This window comes from Kitasatospora sp. NPDC093806, from assembly GCF_040683335.1.
In the GTDB taxonomy this organism is placed as follows: domain Bacteria; phylum Actinomycetota; class Actinomycetes; order Streptomycetales; family Streptomycetaceae; genus Kitasatospora.
Map to the genome: position 1 here is coordinate 1 of NZ_JBFBDO010000021.1, position 12,484 is coordinate 12,484.

Here is a 12,484-nt window from a genome sequence, read left to right on the forward strand (position 1 = left end):
CCAGAGCACCATCATGACGAAGAATCCCTGCACCAGTACGACGCACAACAAGGAGATGGCCGCCCAGAGCGGGAACTCGACCGCGCTGACCAACACGTCCTGCCCGGCCGCCACCCGGGCCACGTCGGCGGGGTCCAGCACGTCGCCGGTCACGACGGCGGCCGCCGCACCGGCGTACCGGGAGCGGTCGCGGACCACGGCCGTCACCCGGTGGCCGCGCGCGAGCGCCTCCGCGACGACCGCGCTGCCGATGGTGCCGTTGGCGCCGAACACGGCGATCCTGGCCATGGGGGTACCTGCCTGTTCTCCGGGTGGTCAGCGGGATTGCGGAGTCGTGCGGAGTCAGCAGTAGCACCCGGGGCGGGTGGTGATCTGGTGGACACGCGGGGCGGGTGGAAGGGTGGGGTGATGACTGCTGATCCGATGAACGGCGATGATGTCCGGGCGGCGCTCGGCGAGTTGACGGCCGTCCTGGGGCCGGAGGCCGACCGCGCGGGGCCGGCGGACGCCCGCTGGGACGCGCCCGCCGGGCCGCTGGAGTGGAGCTGCCGGGACACCGCCGCCCACATCGCGCACGACCTGCTCGCCTACGCCGGCCAGCTCGCCGCCCGTCCCGCCGACCGCTACCTGCCGCTGGACCTCACCGTGCACCCGGACGCCGGGCCGGCCGAGGTGCTGACCGTCGTCACGGCCTGCGCGCACCTGCTGGCCACCGCCCTGGACGCCGCCCCGCCCGGACTGCGGGCCTACCACTTCGGGCCGTGCGACCCGTCCGGCTTCGCGGCGATGGGCGTCGCCGAGACCCTGCTGCACACCCACGACATCACCCTCGGGCTGGGCCTGGCGTGGCGGCCCGCGGAGCGGCTCTGCGCGGCGGTGCTGGACCGCCTCTTCCCCGACGCGCCCGCCGGCGACCCGGTGGACGTCCTGCTCTGGTGCACCGGGCGCGGAGAGCTCGACGGCCGCCCGCGCAAGACCTCGTGGGTCTGGCGGGCGGCCGTGGAATAACGGACGGGGAGGGGTGGCGGTCAGCCGGTGGCGATCCGCTCGGCGGCGCTGCGCTCGACGCAGAATTCGTTGCCCTCGGGGTCGGTGAGGGTGGCCCAGCCCTTGCCGTCCGGCGTCCGGTGGTCCTCGAACAGCGTGGCGCCCAGGGCGAGCAGGCGCTCGACCTCCTCGTCCCGGGTGCGGTCCTGCGGCTGGAGGTCGAGGTGGAGGCGGTTCTTCAGGGTCTTGCCCTCGGGCACCCGGATGAAGAGCAGCCCGACCCCCGCCGACTCCACCAGCACCTCCGGGTCGCCGGGGCTGTCCTCGTCGCTGACCTTGCCGTCCAGTGCCTTCGCCCACCACTCGGCGAGGGCGTAGGAGTCGGCGCAGTCGATCGTCACGTGTCGTACCAGAGAAGCCATGACGATCACTCTGGCGCCGATTCGCGGTCCGGTCCAGCCGTTATCAGGGGATGTCGGCCAGGCGGTCGGGCAGGTGATCGTCGGCGAGGCGGATGTGCCGGTGGCCGTCGAGCGGGAACGGCGGGAAGGCGGGGAGCAGCGCGTCGAAGCGGTAGCCGGTCTTCTCGGCGACCCGGCAGGACGCCTCGTTGTCCACCTGGTGCAGCAGCTCCAGCCGGACCAGCCCGTCGGCCGCGAAGGTGTCGAACGCCCAGCCGGTGAGCGCCTCCAGCGCGCGCGACGCCACGCCCCGGCCGCGCGCGGCGGCGGCCGTCCAGTAGCCCACCTCGGCGACCGGGGCGCCCGGCTCGGCGCGCTTGAGCACGACGTTGCCGACCAGCGAAGCGGCCTCCGTAGCGGTGTCCAGGACGGCGAAGGAGTAGCGGGTGCCGTCCGCCCGGCCGCGTTCCTGGGCGTCGAGCCAGCGGGCGGCCTCGTCGAGGTCGGTCACCGGGACCTGGCTGAAGTGGCGCAGGACCGGGTCCCGGTAGACCTCGATCAGGGCGGGGCCGTCCGCCGCCCGGAAGGGGCGCAGCAGCAGGCCGTCGGCGACGGGCGCGCCGAGTGCGGTGGCGGGTGGAGGCGTGGTGGTCACCGCAGGCCCTCCCAGCCCCAGCGGGGGGTGGGACCGGGTTCGCCCAGGTCGGTGCCGGGCGGGGAGGCGGAGACGTCCTTGGCGATCTTGGTGCCCCAGTCGAAGTACTCCAGGACCCGGCGGTGGAGCAGCTCGTCCGCGGGCAGCTCGGCGCGGACGGCCTCGGCCATCAGCTCCAGCCAGCGCAGGCGCTGCTCCTCGGTGATGGCGAGGCCGAGGTGGGCGCGGAGCAGCGACTGGTGTCCGCCGAGGTCGGTGGTGAAGCCGTCCGGCCCGCCGAAGACCTCGCCCAGCCAGACGGCGACGTGCTCGATGTGGGTGGGCGTGAAGTTCGCGAAGACGGGCGCCAGCAGCGGGTCGGCGAGGACCCGCCGGTAGAAGGCGTCGCTCAGCCGCCGGAGGCCGTCGAGGCCGCCGACCGCCTGGTAGAGGTTCTCGCCGTGGCGGCTTTCGGAGCGGTGTTCGCTCATGGGTGGGTTCTCCCCCGTGGGTGGGTGTGCTGCCGACCTTCCTAGCAGCGGTGCGGAGGGGGTGCTTCCCCCGTCCCGGGGGTGTTCGCCGCCGGCTCAGCAAGCGAAGTGGCCGGCTCCGGTTCCGGGGCGGCTTGACCTTGCCGCTGACGGCAGGGTCGGAGGCTTGCGGCATGAGCGAGATGAGCGAGAAGAGCGGCATGAGCGAGAACACGCGGGTGGTCGTGGTGACCGGGGCCGGGACGGGGATCGGCCGGGCCACCGCGTGGGCGTTCGCCGACCAGGGCCCGGAGGTCCGGGTGGTGGCGGTCGGGCGGCGGGCCGAGCCGCTGGCGGAGACGGCCCGGGGACGCGCGGCGGGGCGCGTCGTGCCGCTGGTCGCGGACATCACGGCGCCGGACGGGCCGGAGGAGATCGTCCGCCGGACGCTGGAGCGGTTCGGCCGGCTGGACGTGCTCGTCAACAACGCGGGGATCGCCCCGCCCGCGACGCTCGGCGGCTACACCCGGGAGGGCCTCGGCGCGCTGCTGGCCACCAATCTGACGGCGCCCGTCCTGCTCGCCCAGGCGGCGCTGCCCGCGCTGACCGACAGCCGGGGGGTGATCGTCAACGTCAGCACCGCCGTCGGGCAGCGCGGCTGGCCGTCCAACTCGGCGTACGCGGCGGGCAAGGCGGCCGTCGACACCCTCACCCGCAGCTGGGCGGTGGAGCTGGCACCGCGCGGCATCCGGGTCGTCGCGGTGGCGCCGGGCGCGATCGAGACGCCGATCGCCGACCACGCCGGCCTCGACCCGGAACGGCGGGCGGCCCTGCGCGCCTGGCAGCTCGGACAGACCCCGCTGGGCCGGATCGGCGACGCCGCCGAGGTGGCCTGGGCGATCGTGCAACTGGCCTCGCCGCAGGCCTCGTTCGTCACCGGAGTAGTCTTGCCGGTGGACGGGGGCGCCGTGGTCAGGTGACCGGCGCGGCGCCCGGACGGGACGGTGCGGACGGTGCGGACGGGGGGCCGGGCGGGTGCGGATCGGCGAGTTGGCGCGGGCGGCGGGCACGACGGCGCGGGCGCTGCGGCACTACGAGCAGGCCGGGTTGATCGGCTCCGGGCGCGCGGCCAACGGGTACCGGGTGTACGAGGAGTCTGCCGTGGTGCGGGTGCGCAACATCCGCGCGCTACTGGAGGCCGGGTTCACCCTGGAGGACGTGCGGCCGTTCCTGGGCTGTCTGGACCGGGACGCGCTCGGCCCGCCGTCGCCCGGCGCGCTGCGGATCGCCCGGGACCGGCTGGCGGTGCTGGAGCGCCGGATCGCCGCGCAGACCGAGGCCCGGGACCGGCTGGTCGCGGCGCTCGCGGCGGCCGAGGCGAGGGTGGTGGAGGCGGGGGCGGCAGCGGCAGGAGGGGCCGCCGGGGCGGGCCCGTACGGGTGACACCCCCGATCGGGGGTGTGCAGGGGGTGGCGGGCGGAGGACAGTGGGCGCATGCAGATTCCACTCTCCGTGATGGACTTCCTCGACCGGGCCGAGCTGGTCTACGGCGACCGGGTCGGCATCGTCGACGAACCGGTGCAACCGGCCGAATCCTGGGGCGAGCTGACGTACCGTCGGGTCGCCGAACTGGCCCGCGCGCAGGCGGCCGGACTGGACCGGCTCGGGGTCGGCCCGGGTGAGCGGGTGGCGGTCGTGTCGCACAACTCGGCGCGGCTGCTCACCTCGCTGTACGGCGTCAGCGGGCACGGCCGGATCCTGGTGCCGGTGAACTTCCGGCTCAAGGCCGAGGAGGTGTCGTACATCGTCGAACAGAGCGAGGCCTCGGTCCTGCTGGTCGACCCGGAGCTCGCCGAACCGCTGGCCGGGGTGGTCGCCAAGCACAAGTTCGTGATCGGCGCGGACAGCGACGCGCTGCTGTACGACTTCGAGCACGCGCCGCGCCGGTACCCGATCGACGAGAACGACACCGCCACCATCAACTACACCAGCGGAACCACCGCCCGCCCCAAGGGCGTTCGGCTCACCCACCGCAACATCTGGCTGAACGCGGTGCTGATGGGCCTGCACTTCGGCGCGAGCGACCGGGACGTCTACCTGCACACCCTGCCGATGTTCCACGCCAACGGCTGGGGCCTGCCGTTCTCGCTCACCGGTCTGGGCGCGCAGCACGTGGTGCTGCGGAAGGTGGACGGCGCCGAGATCCTGCGCCGGATCGACCGGCACGGGGTGACCTTCCTGTGCGGCGCGCCGGCGGTGGTGCAGATGGTGCTGGACGCGGCCGCCGACTGGGACGGCCCGATCCCCGGCCGGGACCGGGTGCGGATCATCGTGGCCGGCGCGCCGCCGCCGACCTCGGTGGTGCAGCGGATCGAGTCCGAACTCGGCTGGGAGTTCACGCAGATCTACGGCCTGACCGAGACCTCGCCGGTGGTGACGGTCAACCGCACGCGCGCCGAGTGGGACGGCCTGCCGGCGGCGGAGCGGGCGGAGAAGCTGGTCCAGGCGGGCTCGCCGGCGATCGGCAACCAGGTGCGGGTGGACGGCCAGGGCGAGGTGCTGGTCCGCTCCAACGTCGTCCTGGACGGCTACTGGCGGCAGCCGGAGGCCACCGCGGAGGCGATCCGGGACGGCTGGTTCCACACCGGCGACGGCGGCACCCTGACCGACGGCTACCTGACCATCTCGGACCGGAAGAAGGACGTCATCATCAGCGGCGGGGAGAACGTCTCCTCGATCGAGGTGGAGGACTGCCTCTACGACCACCCGGCGGTGGCCGAGGTCGCGGTGATCGGCGTACCGGACGCCAAGTGGGGCGAGACGGTGAAGGCGCTGGTGGTGCTGAAGCCGGGCGCGGAGGCCGGCGAGGCGGACCTCATCGCGCACTGCAAGCAGCGGCTGGCCGGCTACAAGTCGCCCACCTCGGTGGAGTTCCGGGACGCGCTGCCGCGGACGACCACCGGGAAGCTGCAGAAGTTCCGGCTCCGCGAGCCGTACTGGGAGGGGCGGGACCGGAAGGTCAACTAGGGCGTGTCTGACAATTCGCGTCGGATCAGCGCGCGGCGTTTGGGTGCGTGCATCGCAAGGCGGAGGAGGGAGTCCATGCGGAGCATCGGCGACCGACGACAACGCGGCGAGGTGCGTGCCCAGGCGTCGCGCGCCCGGCGGGAATTGTCAGACACGCCCTAGGGCAGGAGCTCCGTGAGTTCAGGCGAGCAGGCCGGACTCCCGGGCGGTGACGGCGAGTTCGGTGCGGTTGCGGACGCCGAGCTTGTGCATGGCGCTCTTCAGGTAGCCGGTCACCGTGTTGCAGGTGAGGCCGAGCTGGGCGGCGATCTCCGGGTTGGTCCGGCCGGTCGCCGCCCAGCGGAGCACCTCGTGCTCCCGCCGGGTGAGCGGGACGGACGGGGTGAGCGGAGCGGCCGGGGCGACCGGGGTGAGCGGCGGTCTTCGCGCGGAGGCGGCGGACGGCGGAATCCCGGCGGGTCCGCGCCAGGCGGCGGCGCCGGCCAGGGCCCGGGTGGCGGTCTCGGCGAGCCTGGTCACGGCGGCGATCCGGACGTCCCCGAACGGGACCACCGCGCGCAGCGAGGCGTACACCACGCCGTGCACGGTGCCGTCGTGCAGCAGCGGCACGGTGAGCATCGCGTAGAGGTCCTCGGCGGTGACGGCCGCGTCGTAGTGGTGCGAGATGGTGGTCGCGGCCCGGTAGTCGGGCACCCAGTTGGGCGTCCGTTCGGCCAGTGCCCGGCCGCCGAGGCCGGTGCCGGCCGGGACGGCGAGGTCGTGCAGCAGGTCCGCCCGGGTGCCGGCCCAGTGCCGCAGCACCATGCCCTCGCCGGCCGGGGCTGTCGAGCCGGCCCCGGGCAGCTTCGGTTCCGGCACGCCGACCAGGCCGACGTCGGCGCCGCAGTCGGCGACCACCCGGCGGGCGAGGTCGCCGAGCACGGCGTCCCGGACCAGTTCGGCGGCCCGGGCGGCGAGGTCGTCCGGGTCCTCGGACGGGTCGTCGAGGGCCCCGGCGCGGCGCGGCGGCGCGGTCGTGGCGGTCGTCATCGCGCGATTGTCACACGGGGTACGGGCGGCGGGGAGGGGGTCGGCACGGGTTTCGACGTGCGTGTTCCGTGGAGTCCGGGGGGAGTTCGCGCGAGTTCACGGGAGTTCCCCGGAGTCTCAGGGCGTCCCGGGGCGTCCCGGGGAGTTCCGCGGAGTTCCGGGCGGGGGCGGGCGGGGCGGCGTAGGGTGCGGGGCGCGAAGTTACCGGCGAGTCACCGGAGTGGTGGCCCGAGACTGCGAAGGGGAGATCGATGATGGACCCGAACGTTCCCGCGGGATCGGCCGTGACGGCCGGACTGTTGGCCGACCTGCGGGCCGAGAGCGAGGTGCTGGACGGGCTGGTCGCCGGGCTGGAGCCGGACGCCTGGGCGCTGGACACGCCCGCGCAGGGCTGGACGGTGGCGCACCAGATCGCCCACCTGGCCTGGACGGACGACTGGTCGGAGCTGGCCGCGCGCGACCCGGAGTCCTTCGTCGCGGAGTCCGCCCGGGTCTTCGGCGAGCTGCTGGCGGCCGGCGCGGACCCGGTCGAGGACGGCGCCGCGCACGGGGCCACCGAGGAGCCGGCGGCGCTGCTGGCCCGCTGGCGGGCCGGGCGGGAGCGGCTCGCGGCCGCCCTCGCGGCGGTGCCGGCCGACGTCCGACTGCCGTGGCTGGGGCCGCCGATGAAGCCCGCCTCGATGGTCACCGCGCGGCTGATGGAGACCTGGGCGCACGGCCAGGACGTCGCGGACGCGCTCGGCGCCGTCCGGGAGCCGACCGCGCGGCTGCGGCACATCGCACACCTGGGCGTGCGGACCATGGGGTTCGCGTTCACCGTGCACGGCCGGCCGGCGCCGGAGGCCCCCGTGCGGGTGGAACTGGCCGCGCCGGACGGCGGATCGTGGACGTGGGGGCCGGAGGGGGCGGCGGACCGGGTGAGCGGCCCGGCGCTGGACTTCTGCCTGCTGGTCACCCAGCGCCGGCACCGGGACGACCTCGCGCTGACCGCCGTCGGCGAGGTGGCCACGGCCTGGCTGCCGATCGCGCAGGCCTACGCGGGCCCGCCCGGGAAGGGGCGCGACGCGGGCGGGCCCCTTCCCGGGACCGGGTCGTCGCTTTAGCCGATGATTCGTCAAGTAGGCCTGCTTTTCAGCTAAACCACACGTTTCGGCGATATGCAGGGTTCGTCGACGAATGATGGAATTCCGGCATGACGAAGCGAATGCACACGGTCCGTAGGTTCCTGGCCGGCGCCGTCGGCCTCCTCGCGGTCGGCGGCCTGGTCGCCACCCCCGCCCAGGCGGCCGCCGCGCTGCCCGCCGTCGCACCCGGTGTCGCCGCCGCACCGGCCTCCGTCCGGGCCGGCACACCGGCCGCCAACCAGGTGCTCACCTTCTTCGGGGAGTACCGGCGGGCGGTGCTCCGCGGCGAGGACCCGCGCGCCGTCCGCGAGCGCTACCTCATCCCGCCGCTGAACTTCCGACTGGACGCCTGGGCACAGCAGAACGACGCCGACCCGGTGTTCCGGGCCCAGAACGTCCCGGCGAACTGGTCCGTCCAGCAGGTGAAGGAGGAGGCCGGCTACGCCTCGGTCCGGCTCACCGAGTTCTGGCGCGAGGGCGGCAGCCAGGAGGTCTGGTACGTGGTCCGGCTCGGCGACCTGAAGATCGTCGACCTCGACGACCGGCCGGCCTTCTGACCCGGCCCCTCCCCCGCGCGGCCGTCCGCCGGACGGCCCCGTGAACTCCGGCGCGGCGCAGGCACCCCCACGACTGCGCCGCGCCGGTCGATCGTTCCCGGGCTCAGCCGGTCGATGGTCAGCCGGTCGGCCTGGTCCAGGGGGCGACGCCGAGCCGGCCGGTGGTGCCGAGGTCGAGTTCGGCGGGGACGGTCAGGCGCGGGCGGCCCGGGAGCGGCGCGACGTCGAGGAAGCGGCCGTTGTCCGCGCCCTTGCTGCCCGAGGTCACGGTGTTGCGCCAGACCAGCTGGAACTCGGCGTACTCCTGGGGCTGGAGGGTGACCGGCCTCGGGGCGGCGTCGAAGTTCTCCAGGGTCGCGATGCCCGCCGAGCCGTGCTTGACGGTGACGGCGAGCGGCGCCCGTTCGGCGTCCAGGACGCGGACGGCGGGGTGGCCCTTGAGGGTGTAGGGGCGGGTGCCGCAGTTGGTCAGCCGGACCGGCAGTACGCGCAGACCCATCGCGGCGTCGGCCGGGCCGACGGTCAGCGCGACGCCCTCGGGGGAACAGGCGGACGCCGGGGCGGTGGCGGATGCGGTGGTGGGTGCGGTGGCGGGCGGCGTCGCGAGGGTGCCGAACGGTGGGGCGGTGGGGGTCGATGCTTCGGGACTGACGACGCCCGGGGCAGGCGCGGTGGTGGGCGCCGGCGGGAGGGGCGCGTCCCCGATCGTGCGCGCCGGGCCAGGCGCTCCCCCACCGGCCCCGGTCGCCGGGGTGCTGCCGCACCCGGCCGCCAGGGCGGCGGCCGCGAGCAGGGCCGCGGCCCGGGCGAGGTGCGACGTCCGGCGGGCACGGGCCCCGGCGGCGGTCGAAAGCGGCGCGGAGGCCGGATGCGGCGCGGAGGCCGGCGGCGTCGGGTCCATGGGGACGATCATGGCACGAACGAAGCCGCCCTTCCCCGGCCGACGGCCGTCACAGCCCGATCCGCAGCTCACAGCCCGATCCGCAGCGGGGCGAGCCGGGTGGCGACCAGGTTGGTGGCGCCCCGGTCGCGTTCGACGTTCCCGTACACCAGCAGCCCGGCCCGGTCGAGGGCGGTGCGGCGCTGGGACTCCCAGACCGGGCGCCCGCAGATCACGTTGATCAGCCCGGTCTCGTCCTCCAGGCTGAGGAAGAGCACGCCGCCCGCCGTCGGCGGCCGCTGCCGGTGGGTGACCAGTCCGCCGACCACCACCGCCGTTCCCGCCGGCACGTCCGGGAGTTCGTCGGCGCGGAGCGCCCCGCCGCGTTGCAGCCGGTCGCGCAGGTGCTGGAGCGGGTGGCTGGTCGCGGAGGTGCCGGTGGCCCAGAGGTCGGCGATGGTCTCCTCGACCGGGGTCATCGCGGGCAGGTCCGGCGCCTCGGTGCCGGGCGTGGTGCCCGGGAGGAGGTCCGCCGTGACGCCCGCGAACGCGCCGGCCGCCCAGAGCGCCTGTCGCCGGCCGAGCCCGAAGCAGCCGAACGCGCCCGCCGCGGCCAGCGCCTCCAGGGCCGACGCGGGCAGACCGGTCCGCCGGGCGAAGTCCTCCAGGTCCGCGTACGGCCGACCGGCCGCGATCGCCTCGGCCTGCGCGGTGCCGATGCCGCGCACGGTGTCCAGGCCGAGCCGGATCGCGGGCTGCGGCTTGCCCGCGGTGAGCGGCGGCACGGGCGTCGGCCCCCGGTACGGCTCCAGGGTCGGCGCGGGACCGCTGGCGTTGACGTCCACCCCGCGCACCCGGACGCCGTGCCGCCGGGCGTCCGAGATCAGGCTGAGCGGCGAGTAGAAGCCCATCGGCTGGTTGGCCAGCAGAGCGCAGGTGAAGGCCGCCGGGTAGTGGTACTTGAGCCAGGCGCTGGCGTACACCAGATAGGCGAAGCTGATCGCGTGGCTCTCCGGGAAGCCGTAGTTGGAGAAGGCCTCGATCTTGGTGTAGACGTCCTCCGCCACCTCCGCCGGGATGCCGCGCTCGGCCATCCCGCCCAGCAGGCGCTCGCGCAGCCGGGCGACGCGTTCGTGCGAGCGCTTGGCGCCCATCGCCTGGCGCAGCCGGTCCGCCTCGGCCGGGGTGAACCCGGCGCAGTCGATGGCGAGTTGCATCATCTGCTCCTGGAACAGCGGCACCCCGAGGGTCTTGCCGAGCGCGTTCTCCATCAGCGGGTGCGGGCAGCCGGCCGGCTCGACCCCGGCGCGCCGGCGCAGGTACGGGTGGACCGAGCCGCCCTGGATCGGGCCCGGGCGGATCAGCGCGACCTCGACCACCAGGTCGTAGAAGTGGTCCGGCTTGAGCCGGGGCAGGGTGGCCATCTGGGCGCGCGACTCGACCTGGAAGACGCCGACCGTGTCGGCCCGGCGCAGCATCGCGTAGACGCCCGGGTCGTCGTCCGGGATGGTCGCCAGGTCGTGGCGGGCCCCGTGGTGTTCGGCGATCAGGTCGCAGGTGTCGTGCAGGGCGGCGAGCATGCCGAGGCCGAGCAGGTCGATCTTGACCAGCCCGGCGCCGGCCACCGACTCCTTGTCCCACTGCAGCACCGACCGCCCGGGCATCCGGGCCCACTCGGTCGGGCAGATCTCGGCGATCGGCTCCCGGGTGAGCACCATGCCGCCCGAGTGGATGCCCAAGTGCCTCGGGAGTCCGTGCAGTTGGCCGGCTAGGGAGAGCACGTCGGCCGGGATGACGGTGTCCGCGCCGGGCGGCGAGTGGAAGTCGGCCTGCCGGCTGAACGCGTCCACCTGCCCCTGCGGGTAGCCGAGCACCCGGGCCGCGTCGCGCAGCGCCAGGCGGGGCCGGTAGGTGATCACATTGGCCACCTGGGCGGCGTGCTCGCGCCCGTAGCGGCGGTAGACGTACTGGATGACCTCCTCGCGGCGGCGGTTCTCGATGTCCAGGTCGATGTCCGGCGGGCCGTCGCGGGCGGTGGAGAGGAAGCGTTCGAAGAGCAGCTTGTAGTGGACCGGGTCGACGGCGGTGATGCCGAGCGCGAAGCAGACCGCCGAATTGGCCGCCGAACCGCGCCCCTGGCACCAGATCGCCTCCCGGCGGCAGAAGTCGACGATGTCGTGGACGATCAGGAAGTAGCCGGCCAGGTCGAGGTCCTCGATGACGTCCAGCTCGCGGGCGAGCTGGCGGCGGGCCGGGCCGTTCCCGGGGCCGAACCGGGCCGGGCCGGCGGCGGCGACCAGGGCGCGGAGATGGCTGATCTCGGTCTCGCCGGGCGGGACGGGGTAACCGGGCAGCTCCGGGTCCAGGGTGGCGAAGTCGAAGGCGCAGGCGCGGGCGAGGTCCACGGTGGCCTCGCGGACGCCGGGGAAGCGGGCCAGCCGGGCCGCCATCTCGCGGCCGGAGCGCAGGTGGGCGGTGCCGGCGGCCTGCGTCCAGCCGGCCGCCTGCCGGAGCGTGCGGCGGTCGTGCAGCGCGGCCAGGCCCTGAGCGAGGCGACCCTGGGCCGGGCCGGCGTGGTGGGCGTTGGTGGAGGCGACGACGGGCAGGCGCAGCCGGGTGGCGAGCGCGGCAAGGGTGTCGTTGCGCAGGTCGTCGCCGGGCAGCCACTGGTCGATCAGTTCGACGTGGACGTTGTCGCGGCCGAACGCCTCGGCGAGGGTGTGAAGTTGGCGTTCGGCATGGCGGTCTTCCGGGATGAGGCCGGGGGCGGCGGGCGTCCCGGACAGGGCGGCGGGGACGCGGCCCAGGCGGCAGCCGGTGAGCACCGCCCAGTGGCCGCCGTGCGCGTCGGCGAGGGCGGCGAAGTCGTAGACCGGCTTCCCCTTGGCCCCGCCCGCGAGTTGGGCCGCGCCGATGACGGCGGAGAGACGGCGGTAGCCCTCCGGGTCACGGGCCAGCACCAGCAGGTGCTCGACCGGGCCCTCGTCCTTTCGTCCCGCCCTGTCTGATTGATGATGGATCGTCAGTTCGGCGCCGAAGACGGTGGCGACGCCCGTCCCCCGGGCCGCCTCGGCGAACCGGACCACGCCGTAGAGGCCGTCGTGGTCGGTGAGCGCGAGCGCCTCGACCCCCAGCCGGGCGGCCTCGGCGACCAGCGCCTCGGGGTCGCTGGCGCCGTCGAGGAAGCTGAAGGCGGAGTGGACGTGCAGCTCGGCCCAGGCGGGCTGCCCGGACAGGGCGGGTTCGGTGGGAGTGGGCGCGGGCGGGTCGGCGGGGCCCGGGCGCGGGTGCAGCGGGACGACCTCGCCGCCGCCGGCCAGGCGTCGGTGCAGTTCGCTCCAGGGGAGGGTGGGGTGACTGGTGAATCCCATCGGG

13 protein-coding genes are annotated in these 12,484 nt (G+C 75.0%); 6 read left to right on the top strand and 7 right to left on the bottom strand.

Annotated features, from left to right (window positions below; all coding sequences use genetic code 11):
* Positions 1-288, bottom strand: a 288-nt coding sequence (locus tag AB0N76_RS13500; protein WP_363556459.1) for an NAD(P)H-binding protein, incomplete at its 3' end; no start/stop codon positions are given.
* Between the two features lie 120 nt (positions 289-408).
* Here AB0N76_RS13500 and AB0N76_RS13505 point away from each other — a divergent pair.
* Complete coding sequence (locus AB0N76_RS13505; RefSeq protein ID WP_363556461.1) at positions 409-1,008, top strand: maleylpyruvate isomerase N-terminal domain-containing protein; 600 nt, start codon at positions 409-411, stop codon at positions 1,006-1,008.
* Positions 1,009-1,028: 20 nt separating this feature from the next.
* On the opposite strand, the gene AB0N76_RS13510 is transcribed toward AB0N76_RS13505, so the two are convergent.
* Genes AB0N76_RS13510 through AB0N76_RS13520 form a run of 3 tightly spaced genes read right to left on the bottom strand, consistent with a single transcriptional unit; the run spans position 1,029 to position 2,513 of the window.
* Positions 1,029-1,409, bottom strand: coding sequence for a VOC family protein (locus tag AB0N76_RS13510; RefSeq protein ID WP_363556463.1), 381 nt, complete (start codon positions 1,407-1,409; stop codon positions 1,029-1,031).
* Between the two features lie 43 nt (positions 1,410-1,452).
* Positions 1,453-2,043 carry a GNAT family N-acetyltransferase gene (locus tag AB0N76_RS13515; protein ID WP_363556465.1) on the bottom strand — a complete coding sequence of 197 codons (591 nt, stop codon included), beginning with the start codon at positions 2,041-2,043 and terminating at the stop codon, positions 1,453-1,455.
* Positions 2,040-2,513 (bottom strand): group II truncated hemoglobin, encoded by a 474-nt coding sequence (locus AB0N76_RS13520; protein ID WP_363556467.1) that lies wholly within the window; start codon positions 2,511-2,513, stop codon positions 2,040-2,042. Before AB0N76_RS13520 ends, AB0N76_RS13515 begins: the two co-directional genes overlap by 4 nt.
* 173 nt (positions 2,514-2,686) lie before the next feature.
* Between AB0N76_RS13520 and AB0N76_RS13525 the strand changes: the two genes are divergently transcribed.
* The 3 genes from AB0N76_RS13525 to AB0N76_RS13535 are packed head-to-tail and all read left to right on the top strand — an operon-like array spanning position 2,687 to position 5,519.
* Positions 2,687-3,472, top strand: a complete 786-nt coding sequence (locus AB0N76_RS13525; protein ID WP_363556469.1) for an SDR family oxidoreductase — start codon at positions 2,687-2,689, stop codon at positions 3,470-3,472.
* 55 nt (positions 3,473-3,527) lie between these two features.
* Positions 3,528-3,935, top strand: a complete 408-nt coding sequence (locus AB0N76_RS13530) for a MerR family transcriptional regulator (RefSeq protein ID WP_363556471.1) — start codon at positions 3,528-3,530, stop codon at positions 3,933-3,935.
* 51 nt (positions 3,936-3,986) lie between these two features.
* Positions 3,987-5,519 carry an AMP-binding protein gene (locus tag AB0N76_RS13535; RefSeq protein WP_363556473.1) on the top strand — a complete coding sequence of 511 codons (1,533 nt, stop codon included), beginning with the start codon at positions 3,987-3,989 and terminating at the stop codon, positions 5,517-5,519.
* Between the two features lie 180 nt (positions 5,520-5,699).
* Here AB0N76_RS13535 and AB0N76_RS13540 read toward each other — a convergent pair whose 3' ends face one another.
* On the bottom strand, positions 5,700-6,548 hold the full coding sequence (locus tag AB0N76_RS13540) for a LuxR C-terminal-related transcriptional regulator (RefSeq protein ID WP_363556475.1): 849 nt from the start codon (positions 6,546-6,548) through the stop codon (positions 5,700-5,702).
* A gap of 284 nt (positions 6,549-6,832) precedes the next feature.
* Between AB0N76_RS13540 and AB0N76_RS13545 the strand changes: the two genes are divergently transcribed.
* Together AB0N76_RS13545 and AB0N76_RS13550 are read left to right on the top strand one after the other, a co-directional pair.
* The gene (locus AB0N76_RS13545) at positions 6,833-7,651 is read left to right on the top strand and encodes a TIGR03084 family metal-binding protein (protein ID WP_363556477.1); all 819 of its coding nucleotides are present in this window, start codon (positions 6,833-6,835) and stop codon (positions 7,649-7,651) included.
* Between the two features lie 89 nt (positions 7,652-7,740).
* A complete protein-coding gene (locus tag AB0N76_RS13550) occupies positions 7,741-8,229 on the top strand; it encodes a hypothetical protein (RefSeq protein WP_363556479.1) in 489 nt (162 codons plus the stop codon).
* A 118-nt stretch (positions 8,230-8,347) separates the two neighbouring features.
* On the opposite strand, the gene AB0N76_RS13555 is transcribed toward AB0N76_RS13550, so the two are convergent.
* A complete protein-coding gene (locus AB0N76_RS13555; protein WP_363556481.1) occupies positions 8,348-9,130 on the bottom strand; it encodes a DUF4232 domain-containing protein in 783 nt (260 codons plus the stop codon).
* A gap of 68 nt (positions 9,131-9,198) precedes the next feature.
* Positions 9,199-12,480 carry an error-prone DNA polymerase gene (locus AB0N76_RS13560; RefSeq protein ID WP_363556483.1) on the bottom strand — a complete coding sequence of 1,094 codons (3,282 nt, stop codon included), beginning with the start codon at positions 12,478-12,480 and terminating at the stop codon, positions 9,199-9,201.
* Positions 12,481-12,484: the final 4 nt, after the last annotated feature.